The sequence below is a fragment of the Bradyrhizobium sp. USDA 241 genome (genome assembly GCF_049739505.1).
Classification (GTDB): domain Bacteria; phylum Pseudomonadota; class Alphaproteobacteria; order Rhizobiales; family Xanthobacteraceae; genus Bradyrhizobium; species Bradyrhizobium liaoningense.
The window spans coordinates 547,185-570,060 of record NZ_JBMGPZ010000005.1; the positions used below are offsets into that span (position 1 = coordinate 547,185).

17 protein-coding genes and 6 pseudogenes are annotated in these 22,876 nt (G+C 63.7%); 10 read left to right on the plus strand and 13 right to left on the minus strand.

Annotated features, from left to right (window positions below; all coding sequences use genetic code 11):
- Nucleotides 1–9 precede the first annotated feature (9 nt).
- From ABIF91_RS24415 to istA (ABIF91_RS24465), 11 genes and pseudogenes are all read right to left on the minus strand, one after another.
- Nucleotides 10–1,074: an IS630-like element ISRj1 family transposase gene (locus tag ABIF91_RS24415; protein WP_026192128.1), complete on the minus strand. Its 1,065-nt coding sequence runs from the start codon at nucleotides 1,072–1,074 to the stop codon at nucleotides 10–12.
- A gap of 156 nt (nucleotides 1,075–1,230) precedes the next feature.
- Nucleotides 1,231–2,310, minus strand: a pseudogene (locus ABIF91_RS24420) (glutathionylspermidine synthase family protein); the annotation flags it as partial.
- Between the two features lie 33 nt (nucleotides 2,311–2,343).
- The gene (locus ABIF91_RS24425; RefSeq protein WP_038952271.1) at nucleotides 2,344–3,612 is read right to left on the minus strand and encodes an IS256 family transposase; all 1,269 of its coding nucleotides are present in this window, start codon (nucleotides 3,610–3,612) and stop codon (nucleotides 2,344–2,346) included.
- Entirely contained in the window at nucleotides 3,609–3,800 is a 192-nt protein-coding gene (locus ABIF91_RS24430) for a hypothetical protein (RefSeq protein WP_284283091.1), read from the minus strand. Before ABIF91_RS24430 ends, ABIF91_RS24425 begins: the two co-directional genes overlap by 4 nt.
- Nucleotides 3,801–3,803: 3 nt before the next feature.
- Nucleotides 3,804–4,184, minus strand: a complete 381-nt coding sequence (locus tag ABIF91_RS24435; protein ID WP_081494880.1) for a hypothetical protein — start codon at nucleotides 4,182–4,184, stop codon at nucleotides 3,804–3,806.
- Between the two features lies 1 nt (nucleotide 4,185).
- Nucleotides 4,186–4,590, minus strand: coding sequence for a DUF350 domain-containing protein (locus tag ABIF91_RS24440; RefSeq protein WP_035680172.1), 405 nt, complete (start codon nucleotides 4,588–4,590; stop codon nucleotides 4,186–4,188).
- 103 nt (nucleotides 4,591–4,693) lie between these two features.
- On the minus strand, nucleotides 4,694–5,461 hold the full coding sequence (gene istB, locus ABIF91_RS24445) for an IS21-like element IS1631 family helper ATPase IstB (protein ID WP_038952109.1): 768 nt from the start codon (nucleotides 5,459–5,461) through the stop codon (nucleotides 4,694–4,696).
- Nucleotides 5,462–5,465: 4 nt separating this feature from the next.
- Nucleotides 5,466–6,440 (minus strand): annotated as a pseudogene (locus ABIF91_RS24450) (Mu transposase domain-containing protein); the annotation flags it as partial.
- A gap of 90 nt (nucleotides 6,441–6,530) precedes the next feature.
- On the minus strand, nucleotides 6,531–7,292 hold the full coding sequence (istB, locus tag ABIF91_RS24455; protein ID WP_011090937.1) for an IS21-like element ISFK1 family helper ATPase IstB: 762 nt from the start codon (nucleotides 7,290–7,292) through the stop codon (nucleotides 6,531–6,533).
- Nucleotides 7,293–7,310: 18 nt separating this feature from the next.
- Nucleotides 7,311–8,851, minus strand: a pseudogene (istA, locus tag ABIF91_RS24460) (IS21-like element ISFK1 family transposase).
- Between the two features lie 144 nt (nucleotides 8,852–8,995).
- A pseudogene (gene istA / locus ABIF91_RS24465) lies at nucleotides 8,996–9,829 on the minus strand (IS21 family transposase); the annotation flags it as partial.
- Here istA (ABIF91_RS24465) and ABIF91_RS24470 point away from each other — a divergent pair.
- Nucleotides 9,828–10,959 (plus strand): annotated as a pseudogene (locus ABIF91_RS24470) (IS3-like element ISRj2 family transposase). The pseudogenes istA (ABIF91_RS24465) and ABIF91_RS24470 sit on opposite strands and share 2 nt — an antisense overlap.
- 78 nt (nucleotides 10,960–11,037) lie before the next feature.
- Here ABIF91_RS24470 and ABIF91_RS24475 read toward each other — a convergent pair.
- Entirely contained in the window at nucleotides 11,038–11,190 is a 153-nt protein-coding gene (locus ABIF91_RS24475; protein WP_424579865.1) for a hypothetical protein, read from the minus strand.
- 295 nt (nucleotides 11,191–11,485) lie between these two features.
- Nucleotides 11,486–12,187: a response regulator transcription factor CtrA gene (gene ctrA / locus ABIF91_RS24480; RefSeq protein WP_008138878.1), complete on the minus strand. Its 702-nt coding sequence runs from the start codon at nucleotides 12,185–12,187 to the stop codon at nucleotides 11,486–11,488.
- A 418-nt stretch (nucleotides 12,188–12,605) separates the two neighbouring features.
- Between ctrA and fliI the strand changes: the two genes are divergently transcribed.
- From fliI to ABIF91_RS24525, 9 genes and pseudogenes are all read left to right on the plus strand, one after another.
- Nucleotides 12,606–13,931: a flagellar protein export ATPase FliI gene (gene fliI / locus ABIF91_RS24485; protein ID WP_028181974.1), complete on the plus strand. Its 1,326-nt coding sequence runs from the start codon at nucleotides 12,606–12,608 to the stop codon at nucleotides 13,929–13,931.
- Nucleotides 13,932–14,052: 121 nt separating this feature from the next.
- Entirely contained in the window at nucleotides 14,053–14,472 is a 420-nt protein-coding gene (gene fliJ / locus ABIF91_RS24490; protein ID WP_011084990.1) for a flagellar export protein FliJ, read from the plus strand.
- Between the two features lie 319 nt (nucleotides 14,473–14,791).
- On the plus strand, nucleotides 14,792–15,337 hold the full coding sequence (locus ABIF91_RS24495; protein WP_028181976.1) for a sigma-70 family RNA polymerase sigma factor: 546 nt from the start codon (nucleotides 14,792–14,794) through the stop codon (nucleotides 15,335–15,337).
- Between the two features lie 36 nt (nucleotides 15,338–15,373).
- A complete protein-coding gene (locus ABIF91_RS24500) occupies nucleotides 15,374–16,426 on the plus strand; it encodes an anti-sigma factor (protein WP_424579817.1) in 1,053 nt (350 codons plus the stop codon).
- A 231-nt stretch (nucleotides 16,427–16,657) separates the two neighbouring features.
- On the plus strand, nucleotides 16,658–17,617 hold the full coding sequence (locus ABIF91_RS24505; protein WP_028181978.1) for a helix-turn-helix transcriptional regulator: 960 nt from the start codon (nucleotides 16,658–16,660) through the stop codon (nucleotides 17,615–17,617).
- 200 nt (nucleotides 17,618–17,817) lie between these two features.
- Nucleotides 17,818–18,678 carry a tyrosine-type recombinase/integrase gene (locus ABIF91_RS24510; RefSeq protein WP_035695117.1) on the plus strand — a complete coding sequence of 287 codons (861 nt, stop codon included), beginning with the start codon at nucleotides 17,818–17,820 and terminating at the stop codon, nucleotides 18,676–18,678.
- Nucleotides 18,678–19,904 (plus strand): IS91 family transposase, encoded by a 1,227-nt coding sequence (locus tag ABIF91_RS24515; RefSeq protein WP_424579164.1) that lies wholly within the window; start codon nucleotides 18,678–18,680, stop codon nucleotides 19,902–19,904. The genes ABIF91_RS24510 and ABIF91_RS24515 overlap by 1 nt, the downstream gene beginning before the upstream one ends.
- Before the next feature lie 419 nt (nucleotides 19,905–20,323).
- Nucleotides 20,324–21,271: pseudogene (locus ABIF91_RS24520) on the plus strand (IS630 family transposase).
- A gap of 61 nt (nucleotides 21,272–21,332) precedes the next feature.
- A complete protein-coding gene (locus ABIF91_RS24525) occupies nucleotides 21,333–22,553 on the plus strand; it encodes an NAD(P)/FAD-dependent oxidoreductase (RefSeq protein WP_028180991.1) in 1,221 nt (406 codons plus the stop codon).
- The last annotated feature ends 323 nt before the right edge of the window (nucleotides 22,554–22,876 follow it).

The following is a 22,876-nucleotide window of genomic DNA, read 5'->3' on the forward strand; positions in this document are numbered from 1 at the left end:
TACCCGGAATCAGAGCTGAGTGATACGGCGGCCTTTGAAACGGCGTTGACGGACCTTTTTCTTGGTCCAGACGAAGGGCTCGGCTCTGTCGTTGTATGCGTTGACGTAGGCATCGATGTGTTCCTGAAGCTGCTTGAGGCTCGTGAAGGAGGTGCCGCTGAGCGACTGCCCCTGCAAGATGGAAAACCATACTTCGACCTGATTGAGCCATGACGCACTTGTCGGCGTGAAATGAAATTGCACGTTGGGGTGGGCCTTGAGCCAGTCCTCGTTCTTTTTATGGGTGTTGAGGTTGTCGAGGATGACGTGAAGCTTGCGGTTCGGAAAAGCCGCGGTGACGCTGTTCATGAAATCGAGAAACTCGACGCGGCGCCGGCGTTTTGAATGGGTCGCGATGATCTTTCCGGTGGCGACTTCGAGCGCCGCAAACAATGTTGTGGTGCCATGCCGCTTGTAATCGTGGCTTTGGCCGGTCAAGGCGCGGCCATTGGGCAACTTCAGATAACCCTGCGCTCGCTCCAAAGCCTGGATCGAGGGCTTCTCGTCCACGCACAGCACAATGGCCTTCGCCGGCGGCGCGACATAGAGGCCGACAACATCGGCGGCTTTGGCCGTAAAGTTCGGGTCGTTGCTCTCGCACCAGGACTTGCGAGCCACCAGGTCAATCTTGTGGCTGCGCAGGAACCGCCAGACATATTGGACATCGACATCGCCCAGCGCCTCGGCCAGCAGGGGGCCGGTCCAGCGCGCAAACCCTTGCGGTGGCGGCTTATCCAGCAGCTTCAGAATCCGCTTGTCGGTCGTCTTCGTATAGATCGGCTGCTTGCCAGGCCGCGGCTTGTCTTGCAGCCCTTCAAGGCCATGGTCGGCATAGCGATGCCGCCAAAGGCTGACAATCCGCGGCTGGACCCCAACTTCCTTGGCGATCGACCGGGTGCTGCGCCCATCCGCCGCCAACAGAACTATCCGCGCCCGCTTCAAATCGCGCTGCAACGTCACCGGTGAGCGACAGCACGCCTCAAGCACCTTGCGATCTTTCCTCGAAAGGTGGACTTCTCTTGCTTCGGGTATCATCCCGACCTTGAATCACGACTCACGTTCCAAGAAAAGTGGGTACTAGGTTGTTGTTTAAGCATGATCTTTTCGGAAAACCGCTGCGCACTTTTCCGGATCATGCTTTAGGTCAGCATGTGCGCTCGCGTCCCGTTCCGACGAGGTCGCGAGCGCATCTCACAAGATCGCATGCGGCAGAAACCGCGAGCGGTTGCCCGTGATCGGACTTTCGTCCTCGCGGATCGAGAGGCCGCACGGCTCGTGGTTCACCAGCCAGCTTCCCACCACCGGATAGAAGCCCGAAAAGTTCGGAAGCGGTGACAATGCCTGGCGCACGAAACCTTCGGCGCCGTAGGGACCCGCCTGCTCGTCGAGCGACATTCCGCCGGACACCAGCGTGACGTTGGCGCCTTCGCGCGACAGCAGCGGCTTGCGGACGTAGGACGTTCCGAGCTCCGCGGCGCGCGGATCGTCCTCGAAGAAGGCCGGCAGCAGATTGGGATGGTTCGGAAACATCTCCCAGAGCAGCGGCAAGATGCCCTTGTTGGAGAGCACCGCCTTCCACGGCGGCTCGATCCAGCGCGTGGTTGCGTCCTTGAGCTTTGCACCGAACGCGTCCTGGAACATCCACTCCCAGGGATAGAGCTTGAAGGCCAGCGCGATGTCGCCATCGTCGAGATCCACGAAGCCGCCGCCTTCGTCGCGCCAGCCGACCTCTTCGATGTCGAGCAGCCTGGTCGAGAGCCCGGCCTGGCGCGCGGTGTCTTCGAGATAAGCGAGCGTGCCGGCGTCTTCCTCGTTGCCCGTGATGCCGGTGAGATGGACGTGGTGGCCGGCCGCGATCTCCTTCCACGCCGCGATCAGCCGCTCATGGATGGAGTTGAACTGATCGGCGCGCGATGGGATGATGCGCCGCTCGATCGCCTGTTCAAGCCAGGTCCATTGAAACACCGCGGCCTCGAAGATCGAGGTCGGCGTATCCGCGTTGTATTCGAGCAGCTTTGCCGGCGACTTGCCGTCGAACTTCAGGTCGAGCCGGCCGTAAAGGCTGCGGTCGTCGCGCTCCCAGCTCTCGGCGATCAGGCTCCAGAACGCTTCCGGTATCTTCAGGCGCCGCAGGTAGCGCTCGTCGCCGATGACGCGACCGGCGAGCTCCAGGCACATCGCGTCGATCTCGCCGGTCGGCGTCTCGATACCGCGCTCGATCTCGTCGAGCCTGAGGCCGTAATAGGCGCTCTCGTCCCAATAGCGTTCGCCGAGCTATGGCTGATTTTGGGTGACGCGGCCTGATCAGGCGGCGTGGCTTTCAGTGTTCGGAATGACTTCGATTCCGTCGATGAACTTTACACCGGCGATGACTTTCGGCAACTGGTTCGTGCTCTTCAATCGCCGCCAGGTCTTCGATGCGGCGTCGATGAGCTTGAACACCATCAGCTTCGCAGTTTGTTGCGACAGCGATCCCTTGGTCCGCACCGTTCGGTGGCGCACCGTGGCGAAGACGCTCTCGATCGGGTTCGAGCTGCGTAGGTGGATCCAGTGCTCAGCAGGGAAGTCGAAGAAGGCGAGCAGCGCATGGCGATCCTTGATCAGGCACTCCACCGCACGTCCGTATTTGACGTGGTATTTCTCGACGAAGACGTCGATCGCGGTTTCAGCTTCGGCCCGGTGTGGGGCCAGATAGATGTTCCGCAGGTCGTTCTTCATGGGGCCCTGCACGGATTTGGCGACCTTGTCGAGTACGTTGCTCACTTTATGGCACCAGCATCGTTGGTGCCGCGTGCCGGGAAAGGCCTCGTCCAGTGCCTTCCAGAAGCCGAGGGCGCCGTCGCCGATGGCGAGTTGCGGGGCAATCCGTAACCCGCGTTGCCGCAGGTCGATCAGGAGTTCGCGCCAGCTCTGCGCGCTCTCGCGCACGCCGACCTGGAAGCCGATCAGCTCCTTCTTGCCTTCCGGCGTGGTGCCAATCAGCACCAGCATGCATTCGCTGTGATCTTCCATGCGGGCCTGCAGGTACACGCCATCGGCCCAGATGTAGACATAGCGACGCGCCGACAGATCGCGTCTCTGCCAGCGTTCGTACTCGACCTGCCAATCGGCCTTCAGGCCGGCGATCACCGAAGGCGACAGGTTCGGCGCATCCTTGCCGAGCAGCGCCGAGAGCGCCTCCTGGAAGTCGCCGGTCGAGATGCCGCGCAAATAGAGGACCGGGATCAAGGCATCCAGGCTCTTCGTCCGCCGCGCCCATAGCGGCAGGATTGCCGAACTGAAGCGGAGGCGGTCGCCTGGCCCGCTCGCTCCGCGGTCGCGGACCTTGGGACGAGCGACCTCCACCGGACCGATGCCGGTCGCAATCTCGCGCACCGGACCGTGCCCATGTCGGACCAGGCGCGCTCGACCGTCGGGCAGCGTCAGATTGGCCGTGCTGGCCAGAAACGCGCCAACCTCGATCTCGATCGCCCTGGCAAGCAGGTCCCGCGCGCCGGCACGAACGATATCGGTCAGTGGATCATCAACCGCGGACGGCTGACGGAAAGCAAGAACATTGGTAGTCTCGGTCATGGCGTATCGCTCTCCTCGAGAGGTTCTGGCAGGCTCGTCCACCCGCCTCGATACGCCGCCTTCCTCACACCGTCATCACCCAGATTCCGCCATAGCTCGCGTTCGCCGTCGATGGTGTGGAAGACGAAGCCGCATTGCGCCGCGGTCTGCCGCCAGTCGTCACGCTCGGGACAGGCGATGCGCTGCATGGATCAGCCGCCGCCGGAAAAGCCATGGCCGAAAGAGCCGAAGCCGCCGCGGCTCACGCTATGGGAGCCCGAGTCGGACGACGTTCCGGACGAGGAATGGCTCGAGGAATCGCTGCTGAAGAAACTCGATCGCGACGACCAGCGCGAGCTGCTGCCGCCTGACGAACTGCTGCTGCTGCAGGTCGTCGTCGTCTGGCCCGGTACGGCGCCGGGAGAAGGCTCGCAAGTCTGCCGCGGCATCAGCGTGTAGGCGGTGGTGCCCACCGCGATCGTGCCCATCACGAGGAGGGCGACATGGCCCGAGCGCTTCACCGGCGGCCGCGGCGCTGTCTCGGCCACCGGCCGGCGCTTGCCGAACTCCTTTTTGGCAGGTCTGTCGGCCATGTCAGTAGATCATGCTGGCGGCGTTGAGGAGGCCGGCGGCGAGCGAGGACAGGCCGAGCCAGATCGCGGGGGCAAGCTCGCCGGCATCGATGCGCCTCGACAGGTCAGGCACCGGAACCTTGACGAGATAGAACACGATGACCTGCACGACCAGCGCGATCGTCGCCCAGATCAGGCAGTCCAGCACGTTGGCCGAATGCGCGATGGCGCTCACCAGCGGCGCCACGAAGCCGAGCAGGCTGAGCCCGAGCGCGATCGCTGCGGCCGGCTCGTTGTCGCGGATGAGCTGGAATTCGTTATGCGCCGTGATGCGGGTGTAGACGAACAGATAGGCCACGATCGCGATCAGCCCGGTGCAGAAATAGACCAGGAAGGCAGGCAGGCCGGCGAGTGATTGCAGGATCATCGTTCCCCCATCGTGCAGCGACCATTCGCCCCGCGGGTCACTTCAAATTCCTCCGGGTGTGGTCAGTCAAATTCCTCCACCCGCGAGGCAGGACAAGGGACTGTTAGTTTGAGTTTGTTTCCCGGGCAAGAGCTTCAGCGGCTTCTTTGAGCCGATAGCTGCGTCCGTCGAACTCAAGCAGATGGCAATGATGCATAAGGCGATCGAGGATCGTCGTGCTCATAGTGTTGTCCCCAAGGTATGCCCCCCAATCCTGCACGACGCGATTGGAGGTGACGATGACGCTGCGGCGCAGTTTGTAACGCTGATGGATCAGGGTCTGCAGCAAAGTGCCGGCGTCGTCGGGGATGGCGCGTGCGAGGAATAGATCGTCCAGCACGAGGAGATCGCAGTCGATGATGGTTCGCAGCCGGACCTCGCGTTGTGCCGGAGAGTTCAGGGCGTAGCGGTGGAAGAAGTCGTCGGTCTCAAGATACTGGACCTTGTGGCTTTGCAGGATCGCCTGATAGGCAATCGCCTTGGCGATGTGCGACTTCCCGGTGCCAGGTTTGCCAACAAGCAGAGCGTTCTCGCCAGCGGCAATGAACGCCAGGGTGTGGAGCTGGAAGCAGGTCTGACGTGGCAGTTTGGGATTGAAGGACCAGTCGAACTCGGCGAGCGTCAGCTTTTCGTCGAGCCCGGATTGCTGGTATCGCCGCTCGATAAGACGGGACTGACGACGGTCCAGTTCATCCTGCAGGATAAGGGAGAAGGTCTCGAGGAAGGGCTGGTTGGCGCCCTGCGCCTGGAGCACGCGCGTCTGCAGCGTGTCGCGGACACCCGACAGGCGCAGCTGTCGTAGGCAACGCTCAATTTCCGGCATGGTCATCATGTGGCTAGGTCTCCAGTTTAAGGTGAGAAGGTGCAGCGGAAGCGCTCGTGGCGCCGGAGTTGGCCGGGGTTGCGCAGGCGACACGAGCGCGGATTGCCGTGGCGTGATCGTCGTGAGCCTCGGCCTGCCGACCATTGTCGTCGGCGTCGCGCCGCACAGCGCGGCTGAAGAGGTCGCCGTATTCCGCGGGGGTACGGATCAGCGGATGATCCTGGGTGAGCGGCGATGCCGGCTGTGGCGTCACTCCAACCTGCTCGATCGCCTGTTCGAACAACCGCTCGACGGTCGCACGCACGTGCTTGTAGCGGTAGATGCGGTTGTCGATGGCGTGCGCGCAGGCCTGCTCGACCAGCCGCGCCGGATACTTCCGGCCCAGCCCGACAATGCCCCACATCGCGCGCTGTCCGGGGCGCCCTTCGGTGTCGAACACCTGCTGGCACAAGGCCCTGGTCTGCGGTCCGATGCGCTCGGCGCTCGCCAGCAGCACGGCGGTTTGCCGCGACGGGTTGAACGGCCGTTCGCTGGTCGGCAGGACGACAGAACCGGGGTGCGCCATCCGGGAATGAACACGCAGCAGCGCACGGGTGTGGCGATCACGGATCTCGATCGTGGTGGTGTAGATGCGCACGACGACCTGGCTGCCGATCGGCGCGGGCCGCGCGGCGTAATAGCTGTTGTCGACGCGTACGGTGGTGTCGTCGCAGACAGTCCGGACGACTTCGGTGAAGATGCGGAAGGGAGCGACAGGCAGCGGCCGCAGGTGCGGCTTCTCTTCCTGGAACATCGCCTCGACCTGACGGCGCGTGCTGCCGTGGATGCGTTTGGAAGCCCAGTTCTCCTCCCAGTGCCTCAAGAACTCGTTTTGCGCCTCCAGCGTCTCGAAGCGCCGTCCGGCCAGCGCAGTGCCCTGGGTATGTTGAATCGCATTCTCGACGCATCCTTTCCGATTTGGATCGGCCACGCGCGCGGGATTGCGGATTTCACGGATCGTGAGCATCGATTTCGCGCGATCGTGAGCACTGAATTCAGACGATCGTGAGCAGCCCGCTACGGCCGATGGGAGATAGAGTCAGTGTTCTGGTTGGCCGTCAAGGGTGATGGTTTTGGCGCTGCGTTTTCGCATGCTTTCTCCGGTGAGCTGGAGGCGGTGGGCGTTGTGGACGAGGCGATCGAGAATGGCGTCGGCGACCGTGGGGTCCCCAATGGCTCCATGCCAGGTGTCCACGGGGAGCTGACTTGTGACGATGGTGGATGCGCGGCCATGGCGGTCCTCGAGGATTTCGAGCAGATCGCGGCGTTCCGCGGCGGTGAGCACCGATAGTCCCCAATCATCCAAAATCAGAAGCTGAGCGCGGCCGAGGCTTTTGAGGAGCCGGGCGTAACGTCCGTCTCCGCGCGCGAGCGCGAGCGCCTCGAACAGCCTTGGAACGCGATGATAGAGGACTGATCGGTTGTCGCGGCAGGCCTTGTGGCCGAGCGCGCAGGCTAACCAACTTTTGCCCAGGCCGGTTGCCCCGGTGACGAGCAAATTCTCGTGGCGATCGATCCAGCGACCTTCGACGAGTTTGGCGAAAACGGCGCGGTCGATGCCCCGCGGGGTGCGCAGATCGACGTCCTCGACGCAAGCAGTCTGGCGCAGTGCGGCGATCTTGAGGCGCGTGGTGAGCCGCCTGGTGTCGCGTTCGGCGGCTTCGCGGTCGACCAACAGGCCGATGCGATCTTCGAACGGCAGGGCTTCGAGATCGGGCGATCGGCGCTGCTCCTCGAAGGCCTTGGCCATTCCGGTCAGGCCAAGCTCGATCAGCCGTTCGTGGGTTGGGTGGTTAAGCATGCCGGGTCTCTCCTTGCTTCAGTGGAAGTAGTCGCGTCCGCGGATGTTGCCGTGGCGCAGGGGCTGGTGCTCGAAAGATTCGTCGAAGAACGTGCGATCGAGGCCGTTCTGGAGGATCGATCTAATCGAGGCGACGGAGCGCGCCTTGATGAGGATGCCCCTCCGGCAGGCTGCGTCGAGGCGTTCGGCGCCGTAGCTTTTGACGAGCGCCAGAATGCCAAGGCAGGTTCGAAAGCCTTGTTCTGGATGGGGGCGGGCGTCGATCACGGCCTGGAAAAACGCTGCTGTCGAAGGACCGATCCGCTCGCCGGCGGCGATCACCGCGGCGGGGGTCCATTTGCCGTAGCGGCGATGGGCGCTGGGCATGTGGTCGGCGATGGTGGTGTGTCCGCGTCGGTTGGGCGCGCGGGCATGGCTGGCGATCCGCTGGCCCTTGTGGAAGATCTCGACCGTCCGATCGTCGATACGGGCATCGACCAGCTCGCCAATCAGACGATACGGCGCGGAGTACCAATGGCCGTCGACCTCGACATGATAATCGGGAGCGAGGCGGCAGCGCTTCCAGCGTGCGAAGGCATAAGGCTGATCTGGCAGCGGGGTTAGCTTGGGTTTGTCGAGTTCGGCAAACAGTTCGGCGCGGCTTGAGCCGAAGCCACGCATTTGACGAGCATTGAGTTCGTCGACGAGTGTCTTGATGGCGGCGTTGAGCTCGGCCCGGGAAAAGAAGCGCTGATTGCGCAGCCGGGCCAGAATCCAGCGCTGGGCGATTTGCACCGCGACCTCGACCTTCGCCTTGTCTTTTGGGCGCCGCGGCCGTGCGGCGAGAATGGCCGTGCCGTAATGGCTCGCCATCTCGGCATAAGTGCGATTGAGGCCGGGATCGTAGCGGTCGGGGTTGCTGACGGCGGCTTTGAGGTTGTCGCAGACCACGAACGTCGGCGTTCCGCTCAAAAACGTGAACAAGTTGACGTGGGCCCGGTCCAGTCGGCCAAGCTCTCGCTGGGGCAGGCCTCGGCGTAGGTGTAGTTCGAAGCGCCCATCGCCGCGACGAACAGCTTCATCGGCTGCACTTCCCCGGTCAGGGGATCGACGATGTCGATGGTGTCGCCGGCGAAATCCACGAACACCTTCTCGCCGCCCAGATGAATCTGCCGCATCGAAGGTCGGACCCGCCCCTTCCAGGCCTCGTAGGTAGTGCAGAACCACGTGTACCCGAAACCGTCGGGATTAACGGCGCGATACTCCTCCCAGAGCAGGCGACGGGTTACGTTGCGCCGGCGGAGCTCTTTATCGATGTAGCTCCAGTCGGGCACCGGCCGCTGCGGGCTCTGAGACGCTGGTCGTGGGGCCGGGAAAAGCAAAAGCTCCAGGTCTTCATCGGTCATTCCCTCCGGAAGCGGCCAGCTCAACCCAGCAGAGCGGGCGCGGCTCAGGTAGCTGTGCACAACGCCGTTGCTGACGCCCACGCTCCGCGCGATGGCCCGCTCTGGCAGGCCTTGAAAATGTTTTAACCGAAGGACTTCCTTGATCCGGCGCATCGACAATCTCTGGGTAGGCATTGGACTTCCTCGTTAACCACGAGGTCATCCCTAAGCCGGTTGAGTTGTCGGCCGAAGCGCTGCAAGGCTCCGAAAGCCTTGCTCACGATCCCGCGAAATCGTTGCTCACGATCGTCTGAAATCTCTGCTCACGATCCCCTGAAATCCGCGCTCACGATCCCCCGAAACGCGCACGGGATCGGCGACCACGGCGTAATGAGCCAGCATCGCGCTGTAAATCGGGTTGAGCTGGGGCTCGTACAAATCCGGCTTGAGGACGCCTTCCTTCAGGTTGTCGAGCACGACATAGCTGGGGACCCCGCCAAAATACCGGAACGCCTCTTCGTGGAGCTGCGCCCAGACTTGTTGGCTGGACTTCCAGACTACCCGCCGGAAGCTGCGCCGCGAGTAGCGTAGCGTCATCACGAACAGGCGGGGACGACGGTACCGCCCGCTCTTCGGATCAACCGTCGGCGCGCCCTCGCCATAGTCGACCTGAGCTTCCTCGCCGGGGAGGAACTCAAGACGATCAAACTGCTCAGGATCAGCGTGCCGCAACCGGCGCACAAACCGCTTGACACTCTGGTAGCTGGACGGAAAGCCAAATTGATCAACCAGGTCCTGGTAAATCGCCTGCGCGTTCCGCTTCAGCCGGACCTGTTCTTCGATCCACGTCCGATGCGCTTCGCAAGCCGAACGGGCCAGGCTGCTGGTGACCGTCGCTTCCGATGTCCCAAAAGCCGGTGGTCGGGGTGGAGGAATTTGGCCGTCCGCGCTCACCGAGCCGGTGGTCACTTCCCCGGGGGAATTTGCCTCCGCACCGGCCCGCAGCGCCTGATAACGCCGGATCGTCTTGCGATCGACACCCGTCAGCCGGTGAATCTCGCGCTGGCTGGTGTTGCGATCAAGAGAGCTGGCCCCGCAAATTCGGACAGTAGCTTGAGTGGATTTTCTGCCTGACAGCGGCGAGGATTCTTGCTGCGAATCAGGAGCGAAGATGACGAAGAAGAGCCGCCGGACGCATTCTCCGGCATTCAAGGCGAAGGTTGCTTTGGCTGCGGTCAAAGGCGACAAGACACTGGCGGAGCTGGCGCAACTGTTTGATGTTCATCCGAACCAGATCACGATCTGGAAAAACCAGCTCCTGGAAGGCGCCGCCGGCGTGTTTGGGCATGACAAGACATCGGCCGAGACGCCGGTCGATTTGAAGGCGTTACATGCCAAGATCGGCGAGCTGGCGTTGGAAAACGATTTTTTGTCCGGCGCGATCACCAAGGCGGGCCTGCTGAGCGCAAAGCGATGATCGACCGCGATCATGATCTTTCTATCGTGCGCCAGGCGAAGGTCCTGAAGCTGGCTCGCAGCACGGTCTACTATGAACCTCGGCCAGTTTCGGCCGAGGACCTTGCCTTGATGCGTCGGCTCGATGAGCTGCATCTCGATTATCCCTTCGCGGGAGCGCGTATGCTGCGATCGTTGCTGCGGCGGGAGAGGGCGTATACGCCGGTCGCCGCCACATCGCGACGCTGATGAAGCGCATGGGGATCGAGGCGGTCTATCGTCGCCCGAACACGAGCAAGCCGGCTCCGGGTCACAAGATCTACCCGTACCTGTTGCGCGGATTGAAGATCGAGCGGCCCGACCATGCGTGGGCAATGGACATCACCTACATTCCGATGCGGCGTGGCTTCGTCTATCTCGCGGCGGTCGTCGATGTGTTCAGCCGACGGGTCCTGGCCCATCGCGTCTCGATCACAATGGAGGCGGCCTTCTGCGTCGAAGCGGTCCAGGAGGCGTTGGCGAAGCACGGCAGGCCCGAGATTTTCAACACGGATCAGGGCAGCCAGTTCACCAGCCTCGAGTTCACCGATGTGCTGCTGGACGCGAAGATCGCCATCAGCATGGACGGCAAGGGCGCCTGGCGCGACAACGTGTTTGTCGAGCGGCTCTGGCGCACGGTCAAATACGAAGAAGTATATCTCCGCGCCTACGACAGCGTGTCCGAGGCGCGAGCGTCAATTGCCAAGTATCTGGCCTTCTACAATCAGGGACGCCCTCACTCGAGCCTTGACGGGCGCACGCCCGACGAGGCTTACTTCGGCACGCAAGCTATGGTGATGGCCGCATGACCGTCGCCGACGGTTTTGTCGTCGCTCTGGTCGGGCTACGCCCTCCCGACGCAACGACAAAACCGTAAAGCCCCGCGTTCAGCATAACCCGGCAGGAATCCACTTAAATCCAGCGGGGCGCTGTCCAAACAACCGGGGCCAGCTCTCAAGTAATGTAAGTACGGTGCTTTGCAGATGTCGCTTCAAGACGTTCAACTCCCCGGCCCCTTGCTGGCTAAAGGGGTCGAACATAAACGTCCTGCCTGACCGGCTACTGCTGTTCAGCGGCGCTGACGGCGATCATCAGGTGGGGGAGTTTCAAGTGACCATACCCGGGGGATTTTGACCGACCCACGGGGTTCGTCGGCAGGAGAAGGGTAGTGGTTCAAACGTTAGTGAGGGATGAAGTCGTATCAGCAGCGGTTGCCGTACCTCTTCCGCAAGCGGGAAACGGAGAAGACGTCCCCAAAAACAAAAACCCCGCCATTCGCGGCGGGGTCCAGGCTGGGAGGAGCGAGCCCCGAGGCTCGCGACGTAACCCAGGAGATCAGGCGGGAATGCGCTCTTCGTGCTCGTGCGGCTCGCGCAGCACATAGCCGCGGCCCCATACGGTCTCGATGAAGTTGCGGCCTTCGGAGGCGTTGGCGAGCTTCTTGCGCAGCTTGCAGATGAAGACGTCGATGATCTTCAGCTCGGGCTCGTCCATGCCGCCATAGAGGTGGTTGAGGAACATTTCCTTGGTGAGGGTCGTGCCCTTGCGGAGCGAAAGCAGCTCCAGCATCTGGTATTCCTTGCCGGTCAGATGCACGCGCTGGCCGCCGACTTCCACCGTCTTGGTGTCGAGGTTGACGACGAGGTCGCCGGTCTGGATGACCGACTGGGCATGGCCCTTGGAGCGGCGCACGATCGCGTGGATGCGGGCCACCAGTTCGTCCTTGTGGAAGGGCTTGGTCATGTAGTCGTCGGCGCCGACGCCGAGACCCTTGACCTTGTCCTCGATGCCGGCAAGGCCGGAGAGGATCAGAATCGGTGTCTTGATTTTGGAGACCCGGAGCTGCTTGAGCACGTCGTAGCCGGACATGTCGGGCAGATTGAGGTCGAGGAGAATAATGTCGTAATCGTATAGTTTACCGAGATCGACGCCTTCTTCCCCCAAATCGGTCGTGTAGACGTTGAAGCTCTCCGACTTCAGCATCAGCTCGATCGACTGCGCGACGGCGCTGTCATCTTCAATCAGCAAAACGCGCATGCCAGTTCCCCATAGTCGCCGCTCCTGGGCGTCAGGTCGGCCGCATTCGCGGCACTCAACAAAACGCCTTTGAACAACTGATTCGGATCCTGACGACAGATGGTTAACAAACTCTGATTCTGGAACGCAAGTCCCCACGGTGCAATTTTTGCCGAATCGCCCTAAGGTCTTGCGTATGAAGCAGCTTTCGTTACCCGATTCTGTTCAATCTCCACTTTAAGAGACGGGCCTAACCGACTCCCGCGACTCAGCCTTCTTCTGAAGGGGAGTCACGCTCAGTCACAAAGACAGTGACGCAATGATTAATGATGCGGGTAAACACGAGGTTAAGCGCCGTTCAGAAATGTGGCGAAACTTAAGGCTTTCACCGTGAAGAAGGCGACCACCATGAAGGTCCTCACATGAAGGCGCGCTCCCGATGAAGGCTCTTGCCGAACAGATCGGCGACATTGACGGCGTGAATATTTACGGCCGCGTGGTCGGCGTCCGCGGCCTGATGGTCGAGGTGGCCGGTCCGATTCACGCCATGTCGGTCGGCGCACGGCTCGTGATCGAGACCGGCGCCAACCGTACCATTCCCTGCGAAGTGATCGGCTTCTCCGGCAACAATGCCGTCGTGATGCCGTTCGCCGGCCTCGACGGCGTGCGCCGCGGCTGCAAGGCGGTCATTGCCAATGCCGCCAATCAGGTGCGGCCGTCCGCAGCCTGGCTCGGCCGCGTCGTCAACGCGCTGGGCGAGCCGATCGACGGCAAGGGGCCGCTGCCGCAGGGCTCTTCGCCGATGCCGTTCCGCAACACGCCGCCGCCGGCGCATTCGCGTCGGCGCGTCGGCGCGCCGCTCGATCTCGGCGTGCGCGCGATGAACACCTTTCTCACCTGCTGCCGCGGCCAGCGCATGGGCATCTTCGCGGGGTCTGGCGTCGGCAAGTCGGTGCTGCTCTCGATGCTCGCGCGCAACGTCGATGCCGCCGTCAGCGTCATCGGGCTGATCGGCGAACGCGGGCGCGAGGTGCAGGAATTCCTGCAGGACGATCTCGGCGAGGAGGGCCTCGCGCGTTCGGTCGTGGTGGTCGCCACCTCCGACGAGCCCGCGCTGATGCGCCGCCAGGCAGCCTATCTGACGCTCGCGGTCGCCGAATATTTTCGCGACGAGGACAAGGACGTGCTCTGCCTGATGGACTCGGTGACGCGCTTTGCCATGGCCCAGCGCGAGATCGGCCTGTCCGCCGGCGAGCCGCCGACCGCCAAGGGCTATACGCCGACCGTCTTCACCGAGTTGCCGAAGCTCCTGGAGCGGGCCGGGCCGGGCCTCGGGGAGGGCGCCATCACCGCGATCTTCACGGTGCTGGTCGACGGCGACGACCATAATGAGCCGATCGCGGATGCGGTCCGCGGCATCCTCGACGGCCACATCGTGATGCAGCGCTCGATCGCCGAGCGCGGCCGTTACCCCGCGATCAACATCCTCAAATCCGTCTCGCGCACCATGCCGAAATCGGCGGATCCGCAGTTCTGGCCCGTCATCCAGCGGGCACGCCAGGTGATGGCGACCTACGCCGACATGGAGGAATTGATCCGGCTCGGCGCCTACCGCGCCGGCTCCAGCCCCGAGGTCGACGAGGCGATCCGGCTGCACGAGCCGCTGGAGGCCTTCCTGCGCCAGCGCAAGGACGAGAATGCATCCCTGGCGGACGGCTACCGCCAATTGGCGCAGATCCTCGGCAATTTGGAAACGGAACGCTAACTTTGTCAGGTCATCATCCGTCCCCACAGAGTAGCAGAGCCGGTCTTGGCCTCAATCGGGCCTGTGGGGCGACCGGTGCCGTCCCACGTGCAGCGGGGGGACTTCTGGGGAGTACGAGTCGATGAAGTCACGAGATACGCTTATCCGCCTGAAAAAGTTTCAGGTCGACGAGAAGCGCCGCCGGGTCACCCAGATCGAGACCATGATCGCCGATTTCCAGCGGATGTCGGTCGATCTCGAACGCGAGATCCAGACCGAGCAGGAGCGTGCCGGGATCAACGATCCCTCGCACTTCGCCTATCCGACCTATGCCAAGGCCGCGATCCAGCGCCGCGAGAACCTGACCCGTTCAGCCGATGAGCTGAAGGGCCAGCTCGACGAAGCCAAGGCCGCACTGGCCGAGGCTTTCGAAGAGTTGAAGAAGGTCGAGCTCCTCGACGAGCGCGACCAGGCCCGCGAGCGCGCCGAGGAAAACGCCCGTGAGCAGGCCGACCTCGACAGCATCGGCCTGATGCGGGCCCGTATCGGCGCGGTAGCCTGAGCCGCCCGGCAGCCAGACCACGTTGGAATTTGCCAAACCCGGACCCGCAAGGTCCGGGTTTTCGTATGTGCTGTCCACAGCGGGGCACCGCGCCCCTTGGTGGTCGGCTTTGCCCCGCGCTATGGTGACCGCGATGAATGCTGTGCCAGCGACGGCGGCGTCCACCTCTCCCTTGGGAGAGGTCGGCGCGGAGCGCGGAGTGAGGGGTTCCGGTCTCCCGTTAGCCCCGAGCCCCCTCACCCGGTTTGCTGCGCAAATCGACCTCGTCCCGTCGGGGCGAGGTGATGGCGAAGACGGCACCGCGCGTTTGGGGGGCTGAATGCTGACGCCAGCGGAGCTGGTCGAGTTGATCGAGGCGGTGGCGAAGGGCGATCAGGCCGCGTTCGAGCGCCTCTACGCCGCCACGCGCGCGAAACTCTATGGCGTCGTGCTCCGTATCTTGCGCCGACAGGATCTCGCAGAGGAGGTCATCCAGGAGACCTACGTCAAGATCTGGAACAGTGCCGGCCAGTTCAATTCGGCCTTGTCGTCGCCGATCACGTGGATGGCCTCGATCGCGCGCAACCGTGCAATCGACATCGTGCGCAAGAAGTCGGAAGTCTCCATCGAGGAAGAGCCTCAGGCGATGGAGGTCGCGGCCGAAAGTCCCGATCCGCTGGCGCGCCGCGAGATGACCGAGGAGCTGAAGCGGCTCCTGGAATGTATTGGCCGGCTCGAGCCGGACCGTCAGAGGCTCGTGCTTCTCGCCTATTACAACGGCTGGAGCCGCGAGCAATTGGCGGAGAAATTCGCCGCGCCCGTCAACACGGTGAAGACGTGGCTCCGGCGCAGCATGCTGGATATTCGGGAGTGCCTCGGGCTGTGATGGCCTGATGATGAGGATGGTTCTGGACCGCAATTGATGGCCTACACGGAGGATCATATCGCGCTCGCCGCGGAATACGCGCTCGGTACGCTCGACGCCGATGAGCGTGCGCAGGTCGAGGCCATGATGGCGGAGGACGAGGCGTTCGCCGGTATCGTGCAGTCCTGGTCCTATCGGCTCGGCGCGCTCAACCAGATGGTTGGCTCGGTCGAGCCGCGCCCGATCGTGTGGGAGAACATCAAGTCCGAAATCGCGCGCACCGCGCTTGCGCAGGAGCCGCCTGCACCTGCCGAAGCTTCGCCGCCGCCTGCGCCTATGCCGGACCTGCCCGCGGAGGAAGCTGCGACGTCGGAATCTTCCGCGGAGAACGGGCCCCCGCAGACATCGCATCCCGCCGCGGAGCAGCCCGGGTCGTCGCGCCCCGAACCCGATGCCATCCCGGACATCGCGCCGCAATTCATTCCGCAGGTCCATGCTTCGGATATCAGTGTTTTGCGCGCACAGCTGGCGCCGGTCGTCGATGGTGACGTGATCCGCCTCGAGAGGCGCGTGAAGCGCTGGCGCAACATTGCATCCGCCGTCGGCGCGCTCGCGGCCGCGCTGCTCGTGACGCTGTCGCTTCAGATATTCCTGCCTGATGCGCTGCCGGGCGTCTTGCGTCCTGCGCCCCGCATCCAGACGGTGGAGGTGAAGGCCCCGGCCGCGCCGCTCGCCGCCTCGGCGGTCGCGCTGCTGCAGGGCCAGGGCGGCGGCCCCGCCTTCATCCTCACCGTCGACGGCGCGACGCGGAATTTCACGGTGCGGAAAGTCGGCGCGACGCCGGAGCCCGGCAAGAGCTTCGAACTCTGGCTGATCTCGGACAAGCTGCCGCGGCCGCGTTCGCTCGGCGTGATCGGCGCCAGTGATTTTACCGCGCGTCCGCTGCTCGCCTCCTATGATGCCGAGGTCGTCAACGGCGCCACCTTCGCCGTCACCGTCGAACAGGCCGGTGGCTCGCCGAACGGCCAGCCCACATCGGCGCCGGTGTTTTCCGGCAAGCTGATCGAGACCGTGCCGCCCTCCCAGCCGCAGGCGCCCGCCCAAAAATAGGTGCCGTAGCCTGGATGAGCGAAGCGATATCCGGGACGTCCGTTCCCGCATGTCGCTACGCTCATGCGGGCTACGAACCAGAAGGGCGCGCCTTGTCGCCGCGGTCCATCCGGTCGTCGCATTTCGACAAGCCCGGCCAAATCCGCCCCCGATTTTGAACCTCCCCGCAAGCCGCGGCGTCAAATCCCCGGAATTTGAAGTCGGCGATGCCGGAGAGGGCGAGAGAATCAGATGGATGCAGCGAGAACGCCGGGCATCTTCCTTCACCAATATGCGGGGCTGCCGCACGGCCCGGCGTTCGAGGACTGGCGCGGGCGGGCCTTCGGTCGCTGCGGCCTCGACATCGGGCCGAGCCATGGCGACAGCATCGATTGCCGGCTCCAGGTCAGTGTCATCGACAACATCGTGCTCGCCATTCCGGAAGGCGCCTCCGCGCAATATTCCCGCACGCAGAGCCACCTCGCCGACGGCAGCGACGACCTCGTCCTGATCGCGGCGCATGCGGGGCTCGTCCGCGTCGGACAGAATGGGCATACCGTGGAGCTCACGCCTGCCCAGATGGTGCTCGTCGACATGAGCATCACCGGCACCGTCGGCCACACCGACGAAGACCGCTTCACCACCATTCGCATGCCGCGCCGTGCGCTGCTCGACATCAATCCGCGCGCCGAGGACAAGCTCTCGCAGGTGCTCTGCGACGGCGCGGTCGCCGAGACCATCTTTCGCTACCATGCGCTCGCCGCCAATCACGCGCCGCATCTCGATGCGGTAGGGCAGCGCCTGACGGCGCAGCATATGGTCGATCTCGTCGGTCTCCTGCTCGGCACCGATGCGGAGCATGCAAGCCGCGCACGCGGCCGCGGCCAGGCGGCGGCTCGCCTCGATCTGATGCGCGCCGACGTGATGGCCGCACTCGGCCGCAACGACCTCTGTCTGGCCGAGGTCGCGACGCGCTCAGGGCTGAGCCCGCGCCAGGCACAGCGCCTGTTCGAGCAGGCCGGCACGACCTTCACCGAATTCGTGCTGGAGCAGCGCCTGCTCCAGGCGCGCAAGCTGCTCGGTGATCCCCGCGCCAGGGCGCGCAAGATCAGCGACATCGCGCATTCGTCCGGCTTCTCCGATCTGTCCTATTTCAATCGCGCCTTTCGCAAGCGCTTCGGGGCGACGCCGTCGGAGCTGCGCGAGGCGTAAGTCGCGATTTCGTGCGGCGGGGCCGGCGCTGCCGCATTTGGTTGACGCCGGCCGTTGAGCTAGAGCGGTTCATGGCTTGATTGAATCGGGAGGGATTGAACGAAGCCGCTGCCGCGGCGTGAGGGGCAAGGTGGCGTAGATCGCCTCCTGGCTGAGAGGATGTGGGTGTTGGAGCCCACCCCCTCAGACAGGAGTATGAGATGGCCGATTTGAGCCCTCTTCGCCGCCGCATGATCGAAGACATGACCGTCCGCAATCTGTCGCCGGCGACGCAACGATCCTACATCAGCGCGGTTTCGAAGTTCAGCCGCTATTTTGGCCGATCGCCTGACCGGTTAGAGCTGGAAGACGTCCGCGCCTTCCAGGTGCATCTGGTCTCGACCGGCATCTCATGGCCGGCGCTGAACCAGATCGTCTGTGCGCTACGGTTTTTCTACGGCGTCACGCTCGGCGAGGCACTGATCCCGGAGCGCATTCCCTATGCGCGAGAACCGCGCAAGCTGCCGGTCGTGCTCAGCGCCGACGAAGTGGTTCAGTTCCTCGAGGCCGTGTCCAGCCTGAAGAGCCGCGCCGCGCTCACCACGGCCTATGCGGCCGGACTCAGGGCCTCCGAAGTCGCGGGACTGCGGATCGAAGACATCGACAGCGCCCGCGGCGTCATCCAGGTGCGCCACGGCAAGGGGGCGAAGGACCGCAACGTGATGCTGTCGCCCCAGCTGCTGGGTATCCTGCGCACGTACTGGCGGCTCGCCCGGCCGCGGCTTTATCTGTTCCCTGGTCGTGACGAAGATCATCCGATCGATCAGACCGTGTTGCACGCCGCCTGTCGGTCGGCGGTGAAGGCTGCGGGCCTGACCAAGCGCGTCACGCTCCACACGCTGCGCCACAGCTTCGCGACGCATCTTCTCGAGAACGGAACCGATATCCGGATCATCCAGGTCTTGCTCGGGCACAATAATTTGTCGTCGACAGCGCGCTACACGCAGGTCGCCACCGATACGATCCGGGCGACGCAGAGCCCGCTCGATCGCCTGTCGCTGGCCGCGGCGGGATGCGGGTGATGATCCGCCCCGACAGCCGCTGCAACAGGCCCGCCATCGAGATCGCCGATATTCTGCGCCGGCATGGCGACACCTATCGCCGTGTACATGCCGGTCATCTCGGTCGGGTCGAGCGGCGCGTGATGAGCGCGATCGTGGCGTGCCGGACCGAGGCGCTCGGCGGCCACATGGAGGCTTGCGACGACTGCGGCATGACGCGGATCGCCTATAATTCCTGTCGCAACCGGCACTGTCCGAAGTGTCAGGGGCCAGCCCGAGCCGCGTGGCTCGCCGCGCGAGAAGCCGACCTGCTGCCGGTTCCCTATTTCCACATCGTCTTCACACTGCCGGCTCCGATCGCCGCGATCGCCTTTCAGAACAAGGCCATCGTTTATGCGATCCTGTTCAAAGCCGCCGCCGAGGCAATGTCGACGCTCGCCGCCAATCCACGCCGGCTCGGCGCCGGGATCGGCGTCGTCGCCGTCCTCCACACCTGGGGGCAGGCGCTGACGCACCATCCCCACGTCCACTGCGTCGTGCCGGGCGGCGGCCTCTCGCCCGATAGCGCGCACTGGATCGCCAGCCGACCAAACTTCTTCCTGGCCGTCAAACCGCTCGCCCGGCTGTTCAGACGCCTGTTCCTCGAACGTCTGACCGCCGCCTTCGACGCCGGCACCCTGAACTTCTTCGGCGATCTCGCATCCCTGGCCGAGCCTGCCGCCTTCGCAGCTCACCTCGTCGCTATGCGGCGCATCAGCTGGGTCGTCTACGCCAAACGGCCGTTCGGCGGCCCCGCGCAGGTGCTGGCCTATCTCGGCCGCTATACCCATCGCGTTGCAATCGCCAACAGCCGGCTCGTCGCCCTCGACGAGGATCACGTCGCCTTTACCTGGAAGGACTACCGCCAGAATGGCGCGACAAAGATCATGAAGCTCAAGCCCGACGAGTTCATCCGCCGCTTCCTTCTTCACACGCTGCCCGATGGCTTCCATCGCATCCGCCACTTCGGCTTCATGGCCAACGGCCATCGCGCTGCCAAACTTGCTCTTTGCCGCAAACTTCTCGATCGTGAGCGGACACCGCCAAACGATGGCGAGCCGTCGCCTGTGGATTCGGACGCTCTGACGTGGGCCAAGGCTCCCGCCTGCCCTGATTGTGGTGGCGTCATGCGCATCATCGAGCGCTTTCGACACAGCTTCAGCTGTTCCGGCGCTCCCACCCAATCGTACCGGTGCGACACATCGTGAGCCAACTTATACCGTGCACGAAGATCGTCATTCGTCATTATGATCCCATCGTCTCGATCATCGCAGACGCTGCCGAATCCGTGCGGCCAAACAGCGCGATGGAAATTGTTCGATGCAGCGGGCCATCGATCGCTACAGCCGGTAAAATGCTCTCTGTCTCAAGTTGCCGCCATTGCGCAACCAAAACGTCGCCGCGTCAGCTCCGCAGTCTGCCGATAGCAACCCGCGATCTCAAACTATCCCCATAGCCGCACCACCGTGCATATTCTCCCGCGGCTTCGTTCAATCCGGCTTCAATGAGGTCGCGTTACAAGCGCTTGCCGCGCCCTCGCGTGAGCGCGACCTCACAGAACCCTCCAGATTCCCGATTTCGGACGAATATGATTCAAGATGCTGGCTGGGCTGGAGGCCAGCATCCGATGGTCCGACCGATATCCAATGATCTGCGTAAACGGGCGGTTGCGGCGGTTGCAAAGGGCGAGAGCTGTCGTTCGGTGGCATCGCGGTTTGGCGTTGCGGTGTCGCAGTTGTGAAGTGGTCGCAACGTTATCGAGCGACCGGCTCAGTGGCCCCTGGCAAGATGGGCGGCCATCGCAAGCCCGTTCTTGAGCCGCATCGCGCCTTCATCAAGGAGAGGATCAGTCAGACGCCGCATTTGACGCTGCACGCCCTCAAGGACGAACTCGCCGCGCGCGGGGTCAAGGTCTCCCACAATGCGGTTTGGACGTTCCTGCGCCGCGAAGGGCTGCGGTTCAAAAAAAACGCTGCTCGCGCTCGAGCGGGCTCGCTCCGACATCGCACGTAGACGCCAGCGCTGGCGCTCATGGCAGGCCAATCTCGACCCTCGACGCCTGGTCTTTATCGACGAGACCTGGATCAAGACCAACATGGCTCCATTACGCGGATGGGGGCCAAAAGGCGAGCGGGTGCGGAGCTTCACGCCACATGGTCATTGGCGGACGCTGACATTCCTTGGCGCCTTGCGCTGTGACCGTCTCACCGCCCCTTGCCTGTTCGACGGCCCAATCAACGGCGAATGCTTCCGCGCCTATGTTCAGCAGGTTCTCGTCCCGCAGCTTCAGCCGGGCGACATCGTCATCATGGACAATCTCGGCAGCCACAAGTCTGTTGCCCTGCGCAGCCTGATCAAAGCGGCCGGCGCCAGGCTCTGGTATCTGCCGCCATACTCCCCCGACCTCAATCCGATCGAACAGACCTTCGCCAAGATCAAGCACTGGATGCGTTTCGCCCAGAAACGCACGGTTGACGACATTTGCCGCCATATCGGCGACCTCATCACAACCATCCAGCCCAACGAATGCAGCAACTACTTCGAAAACGCTGGATACGCTTCTATCAAAACATGAAATGCTCTAGTCTGTCCAGGCGGGGAGACCGCAGGATCCTCTGGAAGGTGCGCAGGCGGACATGGCGCGTATTGTCGTGCTCGGTGCCGGATTTGCAGGCCTGTGGGCGGCCATCGGCGCTGCGCGCAAGCGCGACGAGATCGGCGCGAGCAACCGCGACATCGAGATCCGTGTCATCGACCGCAACCCCTATCACAATATCCGCGTGCGCAACTACGAGGCCGATCTCGGCGAGGTCGCGCTGCCGCTGCCGCAACTGCTCGATCCGATCGGTGTCAGCCACGGCCTCGGCGAGGTCGAGGCCATCGATCCGGTACGGCGCGAGATCTCGCTCGTCACCAGCAGCGGCGAGGAGACGCTGGGCTATGATCGCCTCGTGCTGGCGCTCGGCAGCGAGGTGATGCGCCCCGACATTCCCGGTCTTGCCGCGCACGCCTTCGACGTCGACACCTATGCCGCGGCGCTCCGCCTCGAGCACCATCTCGTCTCGCTCGGACGCAGCGCGGCATCGCCGGGGCGTTCAACGGTGGTGGTGGTCGGCGCCGGGTTCACCGGCATCGAGGTCGCAGCCGAGATGCCTGACCGGTTGGCGCGTGCGGGCATCACCGGCAGCCGCCACATCGTCCTGGTCGATCCCAATCCAGCGGTCGGCGCCACGATCGGCGCGCCCGCGCGTCCGGTCGTCGAGACGGCCCTGGCTTCGCTCGACATCGAGACGCGGCTCGGTGTGCGTGTCGTGTCGATCGAGGCCGCTGGCATGCGCCTGAACTCGGGCGAGTTCATTGCGGCGCAGACGGTGATCTGGTGTGCGGGCATGCGTGCAAGCCCCTTGGCAGCGAACTTTCCGGGCGCACGCGATCGCCTCGGGCGCCTTCTGGTCGATCCCTTGATGCGGGTTGCGGATGTCGGCGGCGTGTTCGCGGCGGGCGACGTTGCCTCGAGCGTGATCGACGGGTTGCATCCGACCGTGATGTCCTGTCAGTTCGCCCGTCCCATGGGCCGCTTCGCCGGCCACAACGTGGTGGCCGATCTCGTCGGCCTGCCCATGCTGCCGCTGCGGATCGACTGGTACGTCACCGTGCTCGATCTCGGCGGCTGGGGTGCGCTCTATACGGAGGGGTGGGATCGCGAGGTCCGCGCCACCGGCGCGGCCGCAAAGGCGACCAAGCAGACCATCAATCGCAAGCGGATCTATCCGCCGCTGACCGGCAGCAAGGACGAGCTGTTCGCTGCCGCAGCGCCGACCGTGCAGGCGCCGCCGCCGACTTATGGGGGGCGGTGATGCAAGCTCGCTTCAATGACCGTGTGGTGATTGCTCGCGCCAAATGATCGGCGTCATCGTCCGCGACGGCGGACGATCCAGTATTCCAGAGACAGGGAGGGATGCGGAAGGGGCGCGGCGTACTGGATTCCCCGCCTTCGCGGGGAATGACAGCCGTATTGGTCGAGGAATGTCCGAGCTTCAAGTGCGTGTACGCATGCCCAGACGTGAGAAAGCGCCCGTGGGGGGCGGGCGCTTTCTGTAGTCGACTTGGGGTTGGGGTCGTCTACATATCCACGTGGCGACTTTGGGGGGCTGGTAAAGAGCCGCGTGAATTCCTGAAA